The following is a 17,973-nucleotide window of genomic DNA, read 5'->3' as shown; positions in this document are numbered from 1 at the left end:
TAATCTCATGACGATTCAAGAGGAGCTTGAAGCTACAAAGCAACAATTTTGTACTGAATTAAATCAAGTTAACTCTTCAAGAGATCTTTTCGACCTAAGGGTTCGCTATTTAGGGAAGAAAGGGGTTTTTCGTTCTTTTGTAGATAAATTAAGGGAGTGTCCTCCGGATCAAAAAGCTCTAGTGGGTGCTTCCATAAATGACTACAAAACTTATATTGAGGATTTAATCCGAGATAAAAGTAACTCTATTCTTCTAGAAGAAGAATCTATAGAATTTCTCAAAGAAAAAATCGATGTTACATTACCAGGTGAGCCGTGGTGTCCTGGAGGCAAGCACATTGTTAAAAAAGTTTTAGACGATGTTGTGGATATCTTTGTTCATTTAGGATTTTGTGTTCGCGAGGCTCCGAATATTGAAAGTGAAGAAAACAACTTTTCTTTACTGAATTTTGAAGAGGATCATCCTGCTAGACAAATGCACGATACTTTTTATCTAGATACTAAAACAGTATTGCGCACACATACGTCTAATGTTCAAGTTAGAGAGCTTAGTAAGGGACAACCTCCTATTAAAGTTGTAGCTCCAGGTTTGTGTTTTCGTAATGAAGATATTTCGGCACGTTCACATGTTATTTTTCATCAGGTAGAGGCTTTCTATGTTGATTATAATGTAACGCTTTCTGACTTGACAAGGATGCTGACTGAGTTTTACCATACGTTTTTTGAAAGGAAAATAGAGTTGCGTTTACGCCATAGCTACTTTCCTTTTGTTGAGCCGGGAATAGAAGTTGATGTTTCTTGTGAATGTCAAGGAGTAGGATGTTCCTTATGCAAATATACTGGTTGGCTGGAAGTAGCAGGAGCTGGTATGATACATCCTCAAGTTTTGCGTAACAGCGGTGTTGATCCTGAAATCTATACAGGGTATGCTGTTGGCATGGGTATTGAAAGATTGGCCATGTTAAAATATGGAATTTCTGATATCCGTCTTTTCTGTGAAAACGATTTAAGGTTTTTACGGCAATTTTCTTAAGGAAGAATGGCAGAGCGGTTTAATGCACCTGTCTTGAAAACAGGAGACCTGAAAGGGTCCGGGGGTTCGAATCCCTCTTCTTCCGTTTCTTTTTAGATACCAATCCTTTAGCTTATTCGAGCTCTCCTTTTCTAGTTTTTATCTTCTTTTTATTGTTTGTTTTTTTTATTTGTTTTTAATTTCTTTGGTTCAGAGTTTTATTAATTATAGTTTTATTTGTCTTATAAAATTAATTGATAGTTAAATTATTTTTATAATAAACTAATAAAACGATTGTCAAATAATAATCTAATTTTTTGATTCCTTTAAGGGGAAATATGAGAAGATCTTGTTATAATTTTGAAAAAGCATTGGAGCATTTAGAGAAATTAAAAAAGATTTCTTATAGTTCTCCATCATCTTTTATAGAGAACGCTAAGTTTGATGACATGTTTTCTGTTGATCATCATGTCGATGAAATGAAGCAAGCTTTGAAGAATATAGAAGATTATCTCAAGAAAGCAGGTTCTTTACCAAAGAGAGAGGCGAATAAAGCATTACAAGAGTCTAATTTCCTTATTGCTGGCGTACAGAATGTATTTTCTTTTTTAGAGAGTCGAGAGAGAGAGTTATATCAGAGCTTAGTTCATGACTATTCTGAGTTAAGTAAGGTCTATAGTAAGACTCAAGCAAATCTTAGCCGAAAAATTATCAAGGAAGAAGAGGAAGAAGATGAGGATTTGGTAGAACGAGAATTAGAAGAAATGCATCAAGAAGAGCGTTTCTTAAATAACCTAGTAGAGGTCAAGCGAGATCGTTCTTACGAACTTTTCTATATGTCTGATGAGGAAAATAAGCGCTTCTATACTGATACGCTTACTCAGATTATTTGTAAGCAGGGAAAGATCCATGAAACAGCTCATGAGGGCGATCCTTTAACAAAAACGCTTTTATGGAATAGTGAAGAACTTCACAATCTAGCTTCTTCGTTAGTTTTTACCAATGATATGCCTATACGGCTATTTTATCAAAAAGCTCTGAGTGATTTAGAAACAGAATCTACGGAAAAGATTCATAACGCTGTTATGGGATTATTCTTTTCTAGATATGAAGCCACTGTAGTTTCTAATAATCCTAAAAAAGATAATCTCCATTATTTTAATGATTTTCTTTATTTCCTTAGGGATGCATGGAAGGCTTTGAGTAGTAATACTCATGATCAGATGCATTATCGACATTCCCATACCTTAATGTCAGCGTTAAGTAGTGGAATCTTTGAAGGTAAACTCGTATTTACAGAAGCTGCTCGGTATTTATATTTTCATATACATACGAAATTGCAATTAGAAGGGGATAAAAAACGTCTATCTTCGGGACAATATGTTTCTGAGATATATGAGGAGTTATATCGATTGCTTTCTAAGTATCCAAATGGCCCATTATTTAAAGCTATAGACAGAATGCTCGATCGGAATTCCTCAGTATTTGATCCTATTATTTTAGGCATGTTTCCTGGAATAGAAGGAACTTTGAAATTAGGAGACAAATCGATAACAGTCATACGATCTCCGAGCCCTATAACGCAAAGCTCCATATTGTATGCCAATTGTAATGAAGAATTTATAGGATTTCTTAATGCTAAAGCAGATTTAGGAGAAACTACCTTTATTTTAAATATACAAAATCGTTTATCTAGGAAAGATCGTGCGAGAAGTCGTGTGATAGAAGAGAGCTTAGATAGAATCGATAGGGCGTACATATTTTCATTTCCAGAACCCGAAGATCTTCTGAAAAGCATAGAAAGAGAGCACGGAGAGCAAGAAACCTTTTTCGGTTTCTTTTCTGTGTTGAAAGAAGAATTTAATAAATCGGGATCTTTATCTCTTTTTTCTATTCCTAATATGTCTAAAAGGCAAATTCATGAATTTCTAGACAACAGTTTATCTGTTTTAAAAGATACCTTCTTCTCTAAGAAAAAGATCTTATTTAAAAATGATAAGCTGTTGCTTTTGCATATCATTTCTTATCTTCTTGTCTTTAAGTTTATAGAAATTATAGATCCAAATAACCTTATAGTTATGTCTAAAGATGGTTTGGATTATGCATCGATATTTATCGCAGGATTTACTTTCTTTGCTGGAGAAGAGTCGTGGGATGAGCATAGACTAAAATTACTCATGGTAAAGGTTCTTGCGCCTACTTTAGTAGCTAGAGACCGTTTGATATTTGTAAATCATATAGAATTAATGAGTAAGTTTCTTAATTGTTTGAGAAAAAATAGACAAAACTTATCTAATCTCAAGTCCTTTTTTAGTTATGATTTAGAGAAATGGGATTTCTCAGGTTATCTCAACGAAATTACTGAAGCTTAGCATAAGCATAGTTTGTAAATATTGCTAAGGTAATTAGAGGGAATAACATTACAGGTAATATTGGCAAAACACTGCTGTTAGATAATACCATTCCCGCTTTTAAAAAGACGAAAAAAGTATTTATTGTACCTAGGGGAACAAGATAAGCAAGAGTTACTGTAGATACACGACTGAATCTTAGACAAAGATAAGCAGAAATAATCATCGCTGATATACAAGCTAAAGGCGAAATCAGCATATAATAAAATGTAGATAACAAAGATAAAATACGCTGAGGAATAGTTGTTGATAGTCCTAATCCTGTAGCGTTCCAAGGAATGGCCCGGAAGGATTCCGAAAGGCGATTTTTCCCTCCCGCTGTAAAAATCTTAGAAAAAGGATTATCATAAAATCCAAATTCAATCTCAGGAAATTCTTTCATATCTGAGAATTCACTGAGTTCCATATTACCAGATTCTGTTTCTGAAAAACGTATAACATCAAGACCAATAGGAAGAGATGGCGTTGTAAACGCTAGTTTTTCCATTGTATAGATAGTCTTTGGATTTTTAATCCAAAATACTTTGTTAAGAGTTAAGGCTTTTTGTTCAATAGAAGAATATAATAAGACTGTTTGATCTTTAAGATAAAGAGCAGGAACTTTATCTTGTACCTTGTCTAATGTTCCGCGATCCATATGTTCTTTGGTTGTAGATATTTTTTCACATATAGGATGCAACCATTGAAAATTTGCATATAAAAGTAAGGTGATAATGAAGCTCGAACGAATTAAAGGAGCTGTTAGAGATTTCAATGAGAGTCCTGATGCCTGCAGGAGAAGGACTTCCCGTTTGTTTTGCATTGAAAATAATGTAATCGTCGTAGCTACAGCAACGAGCTGAGGAATTAGAAATTCTGCTTTAAGAGCTATCTGGGATAGATAGTACAGGATAGAAAGTTTTAAAGAGGCACCTGAAGCTAGTGAGGTTGTATTTCCTTTGATAGCGTGCAGAGAATGATGAATTGAAGCATAAAAAACAAAGGCAAGTACTATTAAAGATATTAAAGATAGCCAAAATTTAGTTAATACATAACGTTTCCAAATATACATAATCTACGCATAGCCTCTGCTTTCTCGATACGCACGGATAGCAAAAACTATCCAAGAGATTACCTGTGGTATAATAAACAACATAAGCGCAGGGAATAATGTGGTAGTATTTTTGCCAACTATTAATAAAATCAAATCCATCACAGGAAAAATACAATAGAGAGCTATAGATTTGCGAAATCTTGGTTTATAGGTTCCTAAAACCATTCCCGAATATGTCAATGTGATGCAAAGCAAACCTATACCAATTCTTCTTAAGGTTTCCGGTAGATGTGCATGACTGAATGATTGTTTAACAAGTTGCTTCCAAGGTAAATAATCTGTTCGCGTTTTCATGTAAGACTTTCCCGCGAATAATGTTGAAGTAATTTTTGGAATTAGCATCTCATCTAAAGTTTCTATATAGTATTCCTTAGAATTTGAAGAGTGTTGGTCTGTTAACGTAGAAGGAAGTTTTGAAATCATCACAACATCCCTGGCTTGTACAGTATCATTTGCTACATCGGGGATAATAGTTTTGATAATTCCTACATTGGCAATTTCCTTATCTCTTTTTAAAGCAATGATCACATTATCAAATTTACTTTTTGCACAATGGTCAACGGTAATGAAAATACGGTTATTTTCTTTTTTCTGCAGTGTCTGAAGTAGAAGTGTTGGCGAAGTCATCGCCATATTAGCAATTTCTTTACAGGTTTGAAATCGACAAATAGAAGCGAGTTCGGAACATGTATAAAAATTTATACAACAGATAGCACAGGAGACCATGAGGACAGGGAAGGTAATAATTCCTTGAGAAGCTCCAGATGCTTTAAGGAAAGTGATTTGGTTATTATCAGAAAGACCTCGGAAAAGCGCAAAAGCTGAAATAAAACAAGAAATAGGAAGAATGAAAGGCAATAAGTAGGGAATCTGATAAGCTGTTAGCCGCAAAACTGTCGGATAAGGAACGTCTTTTGCTATATAACTGACGATTTCTTGAAGAGAACTAATGATAGAAATACAGATAAGGCTAAGCGTACAAAAAGTAACGGTTTTTAAATAACGGAAAATTAAGACTTTCCATAAAATAGGCATAGTATACCTGATATCAGGAGTTCTTTAAGGTTAAGGATAGTGTAACAGTACGTCTTCAAGTCAATAAGCCTTAACTTATTTGTAATGAATTTACACGGACATGTATTTAGATTATGTTATCCTGTCTACTCAGAAATGATAAGCGATTAGAAGTTTTTTTTTCTGCTTTAGATATTAAAAAAAGCTACTTACTTGCTTTATCAGGAGGAAGTGATTCATTATTTCTTTTATATCTCCTTAAATCTAGAGGGTTCTCTTTTACTGCAGTTCATGTAGATTATGGATGGAGAGAATCTTCCTATCGTGAGGCTGAAGAACTTAAAATTAGATGTGAGAAAGAAGAAATTCCTATTATTGTAGACCGTGTTCCTTCCGAATATAGAACTTCAAAAGATCCAGAAAATGCTGCACGTCGCTATCGTTATGGATTGTTTTATAAGATATGTAAGGAACAAAATCTATCGGGAATATTTTTAGCCCATCATGCTAATGATCAAGCCGAAACTGTATTAAAACGTTTATTAGAAGGGGCATCCCTAAGTAATTTAAAAGGTATGACTCAAGAGACATACTATGAGGGTATCCCACTTTTCAGGCCTTTGCTGCACATCCCTAAACAAGTTTTAGTGAATGCTTTAGATGAAGAAAATATTCCTTACATTCAAGATATAACCAATACTGATGAGCGTTATTTGCGCGCTAGAATGCGTAAGAAGATATTTCCTTGGTTAGAAGAGATTTTTGGTAAGAATATTACACAGCCTTTATTGACACTAGCTCAAGATTCTGAAGAACTTTCTTGTTATATGAAACTGCAAGCAAAGCCCTTTCTTGAAAATATACGAAAAGAAAACGCAACATGGTCTATTGAAATTCCTAAAGTATTGATGGAACAAGTTTTTTTAGCAAAATGGGTTTGTAAGGAATTCTTTCTTAAGGCTGGAGTGGTTGTCTCAAGGCATTTCTTGCAAATGGTTTATGATCATTTAAACCGTAATTTACCAGCGCAAATGCGACTTCGAGATAAAAGAGTGATCGTAAAAGCTGGGGTAGTAATGATAGAATAGAAAGTATATAATGATGATTCTCATTGTATATTCGAAGATGATGAGTAGTAGGTCATTGTATATACAGTGTTTCATATTTTTTTTATTTTATAACTAGGTTTTATAAACAAAATAATAAAAAATATGCTATATTAAATAATTACCTGTCTGATTGATTAGCTTAGTTGTGTAGTTTATGTCTAAAGATAAAAAAATGAAGCCCGAATCGAAAAAAAATTTTCCTACGGTATTTTTTTTCCTTCTATTTGGTGTAATCTTCGGTGTGATCGCCGTTCAAAATTTTCTAGTCGCCAAGAAAGCCCGGGTCAGTTTTAGCCATCAGCTAGAGCATTTAGTAAACTTAAAATTGATTTATCCCGAAGATAGCCGGAAGATTGCTCTGAATGATAATTTAGTTTCATTTAGTGGACGTTTTCGTGAATCTCCAACAGCTGAAAGCCAGCTACGCTATCATTATTTGGAATTAATAGATCAAAGACATCAATTAGAATTTGATCTTCAGGAAATAAATAAGAGTTTAGATAACCTTTCAAAAGAGGTTGAGAGCTCGGTTTTATGGTTTTCTGCAATTTCCGGATCGCCTATTCCTGAAACAGGATATTTAATTTCTCCTAGCGTAGAATTAGGCAAATCTTCTTTAGCAGCCCTTGTAGTTGAAGGTTCAAATAATTTCCAAATTATCAACTTACGTTCTTTGGAGCAGCGTTATCAAACTCTTCCTAGATCTAGTGAGAGCCTGCGTACATTTGGTTCAGATTTATATGAACTGATTGGAAAGTATCTATCTCCAGCTTTAGGGGTAGGTTCTGAGAGTTTGAAACGCGAATTAAAAGATCTCTATCAACAAGTAGAGCTTTCTCTAACTCAATCGATGGATGTTGAGCAGCTTGGTATTCTTTATCAGAAAGTTTTAGGTTCTTTACAGAGAATTTCTTCATCACTAGCTTTGTCCGATAATGGCGAGCGTTTTGGTCAGTTGCGTTCAGTACGTCTATATCGTGAAGAACGTAGTAAATATGAGAAACTTGTCGAAGATAGTCAAATCAATCAAGCGCAGCTCGATAAGCTTCGAGGAGAACTTAGCCAGGTAGTTTGGTATTTCAATAATCAGGAATTATCTTCTCGAGCTTTAGAGAAGCAAGATCCTGAGGTATTTGCTCATTGGTTTTCTGGAGCGAAACAAGAATGGGAAGGTTTTTCTCATAATCGGACCTTAACTTTTAAGGCACCTGATCAGCCACGTAATTTGGTATTAGAGAAAACCTTTAAAAGTGAGGAGCCTGCTCCACATTATATAGGATACCTGTTTACATTCCTACCCATTATTCTTGTGCTTGTCTTTGTCTATTTCGTCTTTTCCAGACAAGTGCGTGGTATGAATGGTTCTGCGATGTCTTTCGGCAAATCTCCGGCACGCTTGTTAATGAAGGGACAAAATAAAGTTACTTTTGCCGATGTTGCTGGTATTGAAGAGGCTAAAGAAGAATTAATAGAGATTGTAGATTTTCTAAAAAATCCTACAAAGTTTACGAGTCTAGGGGGAAGAATCCCTAAAGGTGTATTATTAATAGGACCCCCTGGAACAGGAAAAACTTTAATAGCCAAAGCGGTTTCTGGGGAAGCCGACCGACCATTCTTCTCAATAGCAGGTTCGGATTTTGTAGAGATGTTTGTCGGTGTTGGTGCTAGCCGTATTCGTGACATGTTTGAACAAGCTAAAAGAAATGCTCCTTGTATCATTTTCATTGATGAGATTGATGCTGTAGGTCGTCATAGAGGCGCAGGTATTGGTGGTGGTCATGATGAACGCGAACAAACATTAAACCAATTGCTTGTTGAGATGGATGGTTTTGGTACGAATGAGGGTGTTATCCTTATGGCTGCAACTAATCGTCCTGACGTATTGGATAAGGCGTTATTACGTCCTGGTCGTTTTGATCGCCGTGTGGTTATGAATTTACCTGACATTAAAGGTAGGTTTGAAATCCTAGCTGTACATGCTAAGAGAATCAAATTAGATCCTACTGTAGATCTTATGGCAGTAGCACGAAGTACTCCAGGGGCTTCTGGAGCTGATTTGGAGAATTTATTAAATGAAGCAGCTCTTCTTGCTGCACGTAAAGATCGTACTGCAGTGACTGCTGTAGATGTTGCCGAGGCTCGTGATAAGGTTCTCTATGGTAAAGAACGTCGTAGTTTAGAAATGGATGCTGAAGAAAGAAAAACGACGGCATACCATGAATCAGGACATGCTGTTGTAGGTCTTTGTGTACAACATGCAGATCCTGTAGATAAAGTTACGATTATTCCTAGAGGCTTATCTTTAGGAGCTACACATTTTCTTCCTGAGAAGAATAAGCTTAGCTATTGGAAAAAAGAACTTTTCGATCAGTTAGCTGTCCTCATGGGAGGTCGTGCTGCAGAAGATATCTTTTTAGGAGATATTTCTAGTGGTGCCCAGCAAGATATTTCTCAGGCTACGAAATTAGTCCGTAGTATGGTCTGTGAATGGGGAATGAGTGAACAATTAGGTACTGTAACTTATGACGAACGTTCCGATGCCTCTACAGGTTATGGATCGTATCATGAGAAAAGTTACTCAGAAGAAACAGCAAAAGCTATTGATGGTGAATTAAGAGCCTTATTGGATGCTGCCTATCAGCGTGCTTTAACAATTATCAGAGAGCATCGAGATGAAGTAGAACTTATGACTCAGATGTTAATTGAGTTTGAAACTTTAGATGCCAAAGATGTCAAAGAGATCATGGATCATACTTGGGATCCTGAAAAGAAAAGAGCGCGTCTGAAAGAAGAGGGGATGTTATTCAAGAAGGTATCTGATGATTTGCCTCCTCCTCCACCTCAAGAAGATGCTATGAAAGATGGTACATTAAAACTAAACAATACCACTACTTAAGCTAGTTTTTGAATTTAGCAATGACATTAAAAAAGCCACATAATTTATGTGGCTTTTTTATTTTCTCAAGTGACTTGTAGAAAAATTATAAGGCAGACAAGCAAAGACTACTCACTAAGAGTAGCTTTATGACTGAGTTTGTATTGGCCTTTTTCGTTAATGCTTAACAGCTTAACAGCTAGAATGTCTCCTTGCTTAACGAAATCACCAACGTTTTCTATACGTTGTTTAGAGAACTCAGAAATATGGCAAAGACCTTCCTTACCTGGGAGAATTTCCACAAAAGCTCCAAAAGGAACAATGGATGTCACACGACCTTCATAGATCTTACCAACTTCCACTTCGCCAACTAAACCTTCAATAATAGACTTAGCTTTTTCTATCGCTTGTGGAGAAGACGCTGAGATACTGACAAGACCTGAGTCATTAATATCGATTTGAACTCCAGCTTCTTCAATAATTTGACGAATCTGTTTGCCTCCAGGTCCAATGACAGTAGCGATCTTGTTTGGCTTAATCTGCATCGTTTCAATACGAGGAGCATATTGCGATAAATCTGTTTTGGGAGCAGCAAGGGATTCTTTCATGGTGTCAAGGATATGTTGACGACCAGCTTTAGCTTGAGCTAAAGCTGCTTGCATAATTGCAGGAGTAATACCCTCTACCTTGATATCCATTTGGAATGCTGTGATTCCTTCAGTGTTCCCAGCAACCTTAAAATCCATATCTCCTAAATGATCTTCTAATCCAGAAATATCTGAGAGAATAGTTACATGATCATTATCTAAGATTAATCCCATAGCAATACCCGCTATAGGGGTTTTAATAGGAACTCCAGCATCCATTAAAGCTAAACAGCCTCCACAAACAGAAGCCATAGATGAAGAACCGTTAGATTCAGTAATATTGGATTCTATACGGATAGTATAAGGAAACTTAGCGGGATCAGGTAAAGTATGGCTTAAAGCTTTTTCAGCAAGCTTGCCATGGCCAATTTCTCTTCTTCCTGGAGAGCCTATTCTTCCTACTTCTCCAACAGAGAAAGGAGGGAAGAAATATTGTAAATAAAATTTAGCTAATCCTTCTCCATTCAAGTCTTCATAGCGTTGAGCCATGGCTTCGCTACCTAAAGTACAAACGGCCATGGTTTGTGTTTCTCCACGAGTGAATAAACAACTTCCATGAGTTCTTGGTAGGAAGGATGTGTCAATGGAAATAGGGCGGATTGTTGTTACTGAACGTCCATCAGAACGAACACTTTGTTCACGTATTAAAGTACGCATGTAATCCGATTTAGCTCGTTTAAAGGCTGTTTTAATATTCAGTGCTGTGAAGATTTCATTTTCTTCTAAGAATTTCTCTATGATTTCATTTTCTAACTGTTTTGAAGCAGCCTCAAAAGCCTTCTTCTCTTTGATTTTCAAAAGATCAGAGAATTTACTTTCAACAAATGCATTTACAGAAGATTGTACTTGTTCTGGAAGAGGAACAATAACATCAGTGTTCTTTTCTTTACCTATCTTCTTTTGCCAATCTTTGATTGCTCTGCAGATTGTTGCTATATGTTTATGACCAAATTCAATAGCTTCAATAACCTGTTCTTCCGTAAAGAAATCACAATGACCCTCTATCATTAAAATAGCATTTTCAGTTCCTGCTAAAATGAGTTCCATTCTAGAAACATCCATTTCAGCTTTTGTCGGATTCACTATCCAACTGTTGTTGACAAAGCCAACACGAACACCAGCTACAATACTAATTTGAGGAATGTCAGAAATAGCTAATGCTGCAGAAACACCACAAATAGCTATAGGGTCGGGGAGAGTCACCCCATCATACGACCATACATAAGATAAAACTTGAACATCCTGCATTAACCGGTTTGGCAAAGAAGGACGCATAGAACGATCTATTAGACGAGAAGTTAAAATTTCTCTTTCAGTTGGACGGCCTTCTCTTTTAATGAACCCGCCTAAAGTTTTTCCTATAGAAGAAAATTTTTCTTGATAATCGACTCTTAAAGGAAGGAAATCTACTGGTTCTTCGAGATTGGCCGCGCAAACAGATGAAAAGATCCAAGTTTCTTGCATGCGAGCAAGAACAGCTCCGTTAGCTTGACGAGCAATTTTCCCCGTTTCAAATACTAATGTTTTGCCTTCTTCAAGGGTAACGGAAATAGTTTCAAATGTCATGAAGGTCTCCTGATTAGATCTTATGTTCGGGGAAAATCAATGAAAGATTATTTTCTTAGATTTAATCTTGTAATTAAATTTTTATATCTTTCGGTGTCTGTAGAGTTAAGATACTCTAAGAGCTTTCTTCTTTGTCCTACCAGCTTTAATAGAGCTAGTCGAGAATTTTGGTCTTTAGGAGATCTCTTGAGGTGTTCTTTTAGTTCTGTAATGTGTTCCGTTAATATAGCGATCTGCACATCTGCTGAACCGGTATCCTTTTCATGAAGTTGAAACTTTTTTGTGATTTCTTCTTTAGTTCCCTTATCCAAAGACATTGGATGTCTCCTTAAAATAAAATAATTGCCGCAAAAGCCAATTATACTTGAGAAGATTGTTAATGTACACCTTTTGGTATGGTGAGACGGGTTTTTTTGATTTGTAAATAAAAATTCCACATTCTGAATCTGATTCAAAAATGGTTGTTAAACTAATATGAGAACTTTTTACTGTTTCTTATTAGGAGTCTTTTTTTTTATAATCTGATTCAAAAAGTGGTTATGAGTTATTTAATATAAAGTCGATGGATATAGAAAAAGATATATTTTTTATGAATCAAGCTCTGAAGGAAGCTCGCCAAGCGTACGACGAAGACGAGGTTCCTGTAGGTTGTGTTATAGTTAAAGATAATAAAATAATTGCTCGTGGTCATAACACTACGGAAAAGCTACAAGATCCCACAGCTCATGCTGAAATTTTATGTATAGGGACTGCGGCACAATATTTAGAGAATTGGCGTTTGGTAGATACTGTGCTCTATTGTACTCTAGAGCCTTGTTTAATGTGTGCCGGGGCTATTCAGTTAGCTCGCATTCGTAAAATTGTCTGGGCAGCTCCAGATTTGCGTTTGGGTGCTGGAGGAAGTTGGATAAATGTTTTTACAGAAAAACACCCATTTCACCATGTGGAATGTTTTTCTGGGATCTGCCGTGAAGAATCCGAGCAATTGATGAAACAATTCTTTATAGAGAAGCGAAAAGAGAAAAATGAAAAATAAAATACACGATTTATTAAATCAGCTTTATGAAAATCAAAAATCTCGTTTACAAGGTGTGGGAGAACAAATCATTCCAAATTTGACCTCGGATGATGTATTGCAGCCAATGGATTTCTCCATACTGGAAGAAAATCCTTTCTTTAGATTTGAAGAGGGTGTTCTTTCTGGATTAGGAGAAGCGAGAGCGGCAATTTTAGCGCTATTTGCCGACGAAGTTTAAAACATTCGTGATATTCTATAAGGATTAGGAATTTTTTCTTTATAGCAAAAGAGAACCCCTAACATTATTGATAGTATTGATCCAAAGAATATCGCAAAGGCTCCTGAGAATAGAAGAATAAAAAAGTAGAAGGTTGCTAAGACAACGAACCCCCATTTACGTGATAGGGTAATGGGAAACGGGTTGAGTCCTAGGCGTTTTTCCGGATCAAGAAAAACCCAAATTAACACTAGTGTGCTAATCAAGCACTCTGGACCAAATAGAGCTTGTGAACTATGAAATAGTTTTAGGCATGCCCAAATTACGACTCCTATAATGAGAGTCTGGCTAACAATAAGAACTAGGAAAGTCATAGATCCTAGTTTTCGAATAATGTGGTTGGTTGCTTTATAAAAGAAAGTAAAACCAAGCACATTTCGAATGAGTAGGCGTTGAGTGATGTCCATACATCCTTCTTTATGGATGCACAGAGAGTCCGCTGTAATCAGGGGATAAGTAATAAACTGCCAAAATTTATGTTTATGTATTCCTGCTGTGGATAGTGCTAAAGTTTCAATAATCCCTGGAATACCAAAGAGTTTTTTCATCAGATAGGAAAGCAGAGGAGAGATACACGAGGTTATTAAGATAAACGAAGGAAGTTGTCTAAGTACCTGAGTGAGAAACGGGTTCTTGTTATGTTTATCTGGGAAGATAACCCTCATGGAGGTTTTACCTGATTCTTTTCTTTTCAGTAATGCCTTATATTAGATCATGGATTGTTTTATTAGAAGCCCTTATCTAAATAATTAATCAGACGGAGATGTCGTTAGATTTGCTTTAATAGTATATTCTTTTAATGAAGATAGGAGAGCATTAGTTGCTTGCAATAACTTCATAGACTCCGTAGACGTGGCATTTACAGCTTTTTGGTTTGCTTGAGCTCTTTGTTGTGCAGCAGAAAGCTCTTGTTGGATTAACTGTCGGTTAGCAGTAATTTGCTGATTCGATGTTTGATAAGCTTGAATTTCCGTTTGGTTTTTATACTCGGGCTTATCTTGATTGAAATTATCAGCTTTTTGAAGATCAGGAACTTTCAACAAAGGCAAGTTGATAAGTTCTTTTGTTTTCTTTTGTTGTGCCACCGTATTGTCTTGTAGCACTGCCATAATGGATTTCCCAAATTCTGTAGTTGATGTGGATAATTGTAGCATCACAGAAATACAAAAATAGATAGCCGAGGGTTTGTTAATTACAATACTATCGGGGACAACTTTTGTACTTGGAGGAACAACTGTTGGGACTTTATCAACGTTTGATGCTATAGATTGGATGCTCATTATGCTAAGTTCCTTAAGATTAAATGTTTGCTATCAAACTCACAATTTGTGAGAACGTTTGAATTAAAGCCTGACCTACTTGTAAGGACTGTTGGATAATGTTGTTGTTAGTATTCAAGTTACTTGAAATCACTTGAGAACCATTTCCTAGTCCTGAAATCTGGTTTTGCAGTGCTTGTCGAGAAGCTCCAACAGCTTGGTTGGTTGCTTGAACATCCTGTAAAAATGCTGATGAGTTATCATTTAATTTATTCTTAGGGATAGTTACATACTGGTATAAAGCTTCTTGGTTGTTTAAAAAAGTTTGAGCAGAAGCATTAGACTGAAGTTCTTGAGCGATAATAGATAAGTTGTCCTGAGCAACCAGTACAGACTGGTATACATAATACACGGTAATAATCAGTGGGTTGGAATCTTTAGCAAATTTTGCAATAATTTCGTCAGCTGTTGCTGTATTGGGTCCACCTGTAATAGATGTTCCGGGAATGTCAATAGCGGCTCTAGGGCTGGTTTGAAGTGCTGGAGAAGAGAACCACATAATTTCCTACCTATTTTCTTCGATTAACTTTAAGTTGTTTTCCTACTTGCTTATGAAGGAGGTTTATTGAGTTGGTTTACTGTACTTCCAATGGAACTTGTCGTTTTTAAGAATGAGGAGTCTTGAGAAGCTAGTTGTTGGATGATGTTAATGTTCGTAGATGCGTGTGAGAGAATAATTTGTCCATTTTGTCGAGCAGTTACTAATTCGTCTTGGATGTTTGATCTTTGAGCGGAGTAGTTTTGGTTTTGGTTTTGTACTCGGGTAATTTCGTCTTCTTTACCCCCAGCACCTACTACAGCAAATTTGATTTGATTAGTTGCTTGGTTTAATTGTTGTTGAATATTAGTATTATCATTTAATTGTTGTGATTGAGTCAGAACTGTTTGTTGTCGAATTTCAATCGCTTGTAAAAGAAGCTCGTAAATGCTAAAAAGCAATGCGCCAATAGGAGGTGTGTTTAATGGATCCAGAGGGGGAAGTTGAGCAGCCTGCGTCGCTTCTCTAGTTGCTATCGAAGCTGTAGATGTGGTGCTTATAGGTTGTACTGTCATAATGGAAAAATTTTTGGTTTTGTTTAGTTTTATTTTACCAATAAACAAAGCGTTTTATTAAATAATAAATTCAATTAATAATTGGTTTGTTTAATAAGTTGTTTTCCTTTAGCAACAAATAGAATTAAAAAATTTTACAAGGAAAGTAAAAAAGTTTTGATCTCTAAAATTTAGAGTTTCTAAAGAAAATAAAGGACTTGTTATCAATCGATGAATGAGAGATCACTCGATTGGAAATAGGGACCTTTAGCTAGAGAGGAGAAGGAAGTGTCTGAAAACGAATGTGATGACAGTACAGGAACTTTCGATGAGGATGTGAGTGCTTATGTACTGGTGACTTGTGGGCATGCGTCTTCAGATGGCAAGATGAAAGTAGAGATGACCTATGAAGGGGATCCTGCTGTAATTAGCTATTTATTAACTAAAGCTCAAGATTCTCTGGAAGAGTCTTAGGAGTATTCTTGTATGGGATTTGAGGCCATGCACGTTTTTAATAAGCATCTTTATCAGAAAGTCTATCAAGGATTTAGGTGGGAAACTTTGTTGGGTAGATGTAGATCTTTCTCAATAGAGTGGGTATTTCTATCATCTGTAGTTTTGATTTTTGGTGGATTAGGTTGTGCTTCTATTGTGGACACAGCTTTACTTTTATTGATGATGTGTTTTTCTGCTTTAGCGTTAGTTGCTTCCGTATATTTCCGTTTTTGGGGATATGGTGTAGTTTCTTGTTTATTTCTATTCGTATACTACTATAAGCATATTGCTACTTGTTCTTCATTATTATGGGCTTTAGGTCTATCTACAGCCTTTTTATTATCTTGGGGAATTTTTGTTTTCAGTATATCCCTTATCGACGAAGAAAATGAGGAACAAAAACAAAAATACGATCAGATGTCGAATCAATATGCTGAGATTCAAGTATCTTATGATAAAGCAGTTCGCGACAAAGCTATGGCCTGTGAATTTTTAGAAAGACGAGCTCATGTTTTAGAATCTGAGCTTCAAGAATGTCGAACTTTGCTGCAAGATTCTTGTAAGAAACAGGAGCATATGGCTTTAGATTTGCAAATTCTTGCTGATCAGAAAAATAGTTGGCTAGAAGACTATGCTGTCTTACATAATGAATATGTTCGTCTTGTAGCTGGGGATGAAACTACTTCTGTGTTTTCTTGGGTATCTGGAAAAGAAACTTTCTCTAATAGTGAAGAAAAAAGTGAAGATACCGAATTATGGCTCCGAGCTTTGCATGAAAAAGACGAAAAGATGTCATCCTTAGAAAATGAGCTTATTCAAGAAAAACTATTAAGAGAAAGCTTAGAAAATGAATGTCATAGTCTTAAATCTCATATCGAAGAAATAGATCAGTTGCGCTCGCGATTGGAAGAGTTTCAGAATCTTTTAAATCAGAAGGATGAAGAACTCATACAATTACATACTCTTGTGAATCAACAAGAAGCTCTTGTTAAAACTCCTGTTGCTGATGAGTCCAAATCTTATAAGGATAAGTATTTACAGCTAAAGGCACAGTTTGCTGAAAAGACAGAAGCATTGGCAGAAGTTCGTAAAGAGCTTTTCTTAGTTCGTGAGGATTATCTTACCTTACAAAAACAAGAGGAAATGACCTTAAATTTTGCAGATATGAAAGATATTGAGATGATTCAAAACCTTCTTGCGCATATAGAATGCTTAGAAGAAGAGATTACTTCTCTAGAAGAGTTAGTATCTCATAACCTGTCTCAGTAATGAGTAGAGTATGCTCCCATTGTGCACTGGGCTGATTATCGCAAGTTCTTGCTTCCCAATGATTCCTTGGATCAATAATTCCTTCTTTCTTCCCAACATTGATCATAGGTTCTATGGTAAATGTCATTCCAGGAGCTAAGAGTATATTACTACGGTTTCTATAGTGAGGCACGTAAGGGTTTTCATGGAATTTTATTCCTACACCATGACCTACGAACTGATCTACCACAGAAAATCCATAAGTATCAGCACAAGCTTCTATAGCTTCGCCAATTTCATATAAGGGTAGATTAGGTTTTAATACGGACATAGCTGCATTAAGACAATCTAAAGATGCCTGACAGACGCGTTTCTTGATATCAGAGACATCGCCGATCATGACCATACGACTACAATCACCATAGTATCCATCAACAATACAAGAAACGTCGATGTTCATAATATCCCCGTTCCTTAAAGGAATATCATTCGGAATCCCATGACAAATTACTTCATTAAGTGAAGTGCAAATTGTTTTTGGAAAAGGTGGAGATCCATAATTTAAAGGTGCAGGGATTGCGTTATATTCTTTATGTAATTGACGTGAAAGTTTGTCCAACTCTTCTGTAGTTACACCTTCTTTAGATGCTTTACAGAGAGCATCAAGGATGCGAGCAGTAACTTGACAGGCATGACGAATTTTTTCAATTTGCTCAGGAGTCTTTAAAATAATGTCATATTGTGACGCGTAATACTGTTTTTGTTGTTCCCAAGATACTTGAGGGGCCTGGGGATAGTGGCAATGTTTCCACTTGCGTTTGCTTCCACACCAGCAGGGATCGTTTCTTTTCATCTAA

17 protein-coding genes and 1 tRNA gene are annotated in these 17,973 nt (G+C 36.0%); 9 read left to right on the top strand and 9 right to left on the bottom strand.

The genetic code is table 11. The features are described 5' to 3' along the window. Positions 1-7 precede the first annotated feature (7 nt). The 3 genes from pheS (at position 8) to H9Q19_RS01100 (ending at position 3,384) form a co-directional block, all read left to right on the top strand. Positions 8-1,033 (top strand): phenylalanine--tRNA ligase subunit alpha, encoded by a 1,026-nt coding sequence (gene pheS / locus H9Q19_RS01110; protein ID WP_213241411.1) that lies wholly within the window; start codon positions 8-10, stop codon positions 1,031-1,033. Further along, positions 1,034-1,118, top strand: a tRNA-Ser gene (locus H9Q19_RS01105). It abuts the gene before it with no gap. A 232-nt stretch (positions 1,119-1,350) separates the two neighbouring features. Beyond that, positions 1,351-3,384, top strand: coding sequence for a calcium-binding protein (locus H9Q19_RS01100; RefSeq protein WP_213241409.1), 2,034 nt, complete (start codon positions 1,351-1,353; stop codon positions 3,382-3,384). Here H9Q19_RS01100 and H9Q19_RS01095 read toward each other — a convergent pair. Together H9Q19_RS01095 and H9Q19_RS01090 are read right to left on the bottom strand one after the other, a co-directional pair. Further along, complete coding sequence (locus H9Q19_RS01095) at positions 3,371-4,474, bottom strand: LptF/LptG family permease (RefSeq protein WP_213241406.1); 1,104 nt, start codon at positions 4,472-4,474, stop codon at positions 3,371-3,373. The genes H9Q19_RS01100 and H9Q19_RS01095 overlap by 14 nt on opposite strands. A gap of 3 nt (positions 4,475-4,477) precedes the next feature. After that, entirely contained in the window at positions 4,478-5,551 is a 1,074-nt protein-coding gene (locus H9Q19_RS01090) for an LptF/LptG family permease (protein WP_213241404.1), read from the bottom strand. Between the two features lie 113 nt (positions 5,552-5,664). Here H9Q19_RS01090 and tilS point away from each other — a divergent pair, with 113 nt between their 5' ends. Next, positions 5,665-6,618 (top strand): tRNA lysidine(34) synthetase TilS, encoded by a 954-nt coding sequence (gene tilS, locus H9Q19_RS01085; protein WP_213241402.1) that lies wholly within the window; start codon positions 5,665-5,667, stop codon positions 6,616-6,618. A 175-nt stretch (positions 6,619-6,793) separates the two neighbouring features. Next, positions 6,794-9,535, top strand: coding sequence for an ATP-dependent zinc metalloprotease FtsH (gene ftsH, locus H9Q19_RS01080; RefSeq protein ID WP_213241400.1), 2,742 nt, complete (start codon positions 6,794-6,796; stop codon positions 9,533-9,535). Between the two features lie 107 nt (positions 9,536-9,642). Here the strand turns inward: ftsH and pnp are convergent, their stop codons facing one another. After that, positions 9,643-11,727 carry a polyribonucleotide nucleotidyltransferase gene (pnp, locus tag H9Q19_RS01075; protein ID WP_213241398.1) on the bottom strand — a complete coding sequence of 695 codons (2,085 nt, stop codon included), beginning with the start codon at positions 11,725-11,727 and terminating at the stop codon, positions 9,643-9,645. 47 nt (positions 11,728-11,774) lie between these two features. After that, entirely contained in the window at positions 11,775-12,044 is a 270-nt protein-coding gene (rpsO, locus tag H9Q19_RS01070; RefSeq protein ID WP_011006716.1) for a 30S ribosomal protein S15, read from the bottom strand. 245 nt (positions 12,045-12,289) lie between these two features. Between rpsO and tadA the strand changes: the two genes are divergently transcribed. Together tadA and H9Q19_RS01060 are read left to right on the top strand one after the other, a co-directional pair. Further along, positions 12,290-12,763, top strand: coding sequence for a tRNA adenosine(34) deaminase TadA (gene tadA / locus H9Q19_RS01065; RefSeq protein WP_213241396.1), 474 nt, complete (start codon positions 12,290-12,292; stop codon positions 12,761-12,763). Next, positions 12,753-12,983: a hypothetical protein gene (locus H9Q19_RS01060; protein ID WP_213241395.1), complete on the top strand. Its 231-nt coding sequence runs from the start codon at positions 12,753-12,755 to the stop codon at positions 12,981-12,983. The genes tadA and H9Q19_RS01060 overlap by 11 nt, the downstream gene beginning before the upstream one ends. Here H9Q19_RS01060 and H9Q19_RS01055 read toward each other — a convergent pair. The 4 genes from H9Q19_RS01055 to H9Q19_RS01040 form a co-directional block, all read right to left on the bottom strand. Further along, complete coding sequence (locus H9Q19_RS01055; protein WP_213241393.1) at positions 12,980-13,687, bottom strand: hypothetical protein; 708 nt, start codon at positions 13,685-13,687, stop codon at positions 12,980-12,982. The genes H9Q19_RS01060 and H9Q19_RS01055 overlap by 4 nt on opposite strands. An 84-nt stretch (positions 13,688-13,771) precedes the next feature. Continuing rightward, the gene (locus H9Q19_RS01050; RefSeq protein ID WP_213241391.1) at positions 13,772-14,302 is read right to left on the bottom strand and encodes a CT847 family type III secretion system effector protein; all 531 of its coding nucleotides are present in this window, start codon (positions 14,300-14,302) and stop codon (positions 13,772-13,774) included. A gap of 19 nt (positions 14,303-14,321) precedes the next feature. Beyond that, on the bottom strand, positions 14,322-14,840 hold the full coding sequence (locus H9Q19_RS01045) for a DUF720 domain-containing protein (RefSeq protein WP_213241388.1): 519 nt from the start codon (positions 14,838-14,840) through the stop codon (positions 14,322-14,324). 50 nt (positions 14,841-14,890) lie between these two features. Further along, complete coding sequence (locus H9Q19_RS01040; RefSeq protein WP_249324521.1) at positions 14,891-15,394, bottom strand: DUF720 domain-containing protein; 504 nt, start codon at positions 15,392-15,394, stop codon at positions 14,891-14,893. Between the two features lie 267 nt (positions 15,395-15,661). Between H9Q19_RS01040 and H9Q19_RS01035 the strand changes: the two genes are divergently transcribed. Together H9Q19_RS01035 and H9Q19_RS01030 are read left to right on the top strand one after the other, a co-directional pair. Continuing rightward, entirely contained in the window at positions 15,662-15,847 is a 186-nt protein-coding gene (locus H9Q19_RS01035) for a hypothetical protein (protein ID WP_213241386.1), read from the top strand. A gap of 12 nt (positions 15,848-15,859) precedes the next feature. After that, positions 15,860-17,137, top strand: a complete 1,278-nt coding sequence (locus H9Q19_RS01030; protein WP_213241384.1) for a coiled-coil domain-containing protein — start codon at positions 15,860-15,862, stop codon at positions 17,135-17,137. Here the strand turns inward: H9Q19_RS01030 and H9Q19_RS01025 are convergent. After that, positions 17,094-17,969, bottom strand: coding sequence for a methionyl aminopeptidase (locus H9Q19_RS01025; protein WP_213241382.1), 876 nt, complete (start codon positions 17,967-17,969; stop codon positions 17,094-17,096). The genes H9Q19_RS01030 and H9Q19_RS01025 overlap by 44 nt on opposite strands. Between the last annotated feature and the right edge of the window lie 4 nt (positions 17,970-17,973).

Origin of the sequence: Chlamydia crocodili, from assembly GCF_018343815.1 — a bacterium.
GTDB lineage: Bacteria > Chlamydiota > Chlamydiia > Chlamydiales > Chlamydiaceae > Chlamydia > Chlamydia crocodili.
The sequence above is the reverse complement of the archived record's forward strand: the minus strand, read 5'-3'. Positions and strand labels throughout refer to the sequence as shown.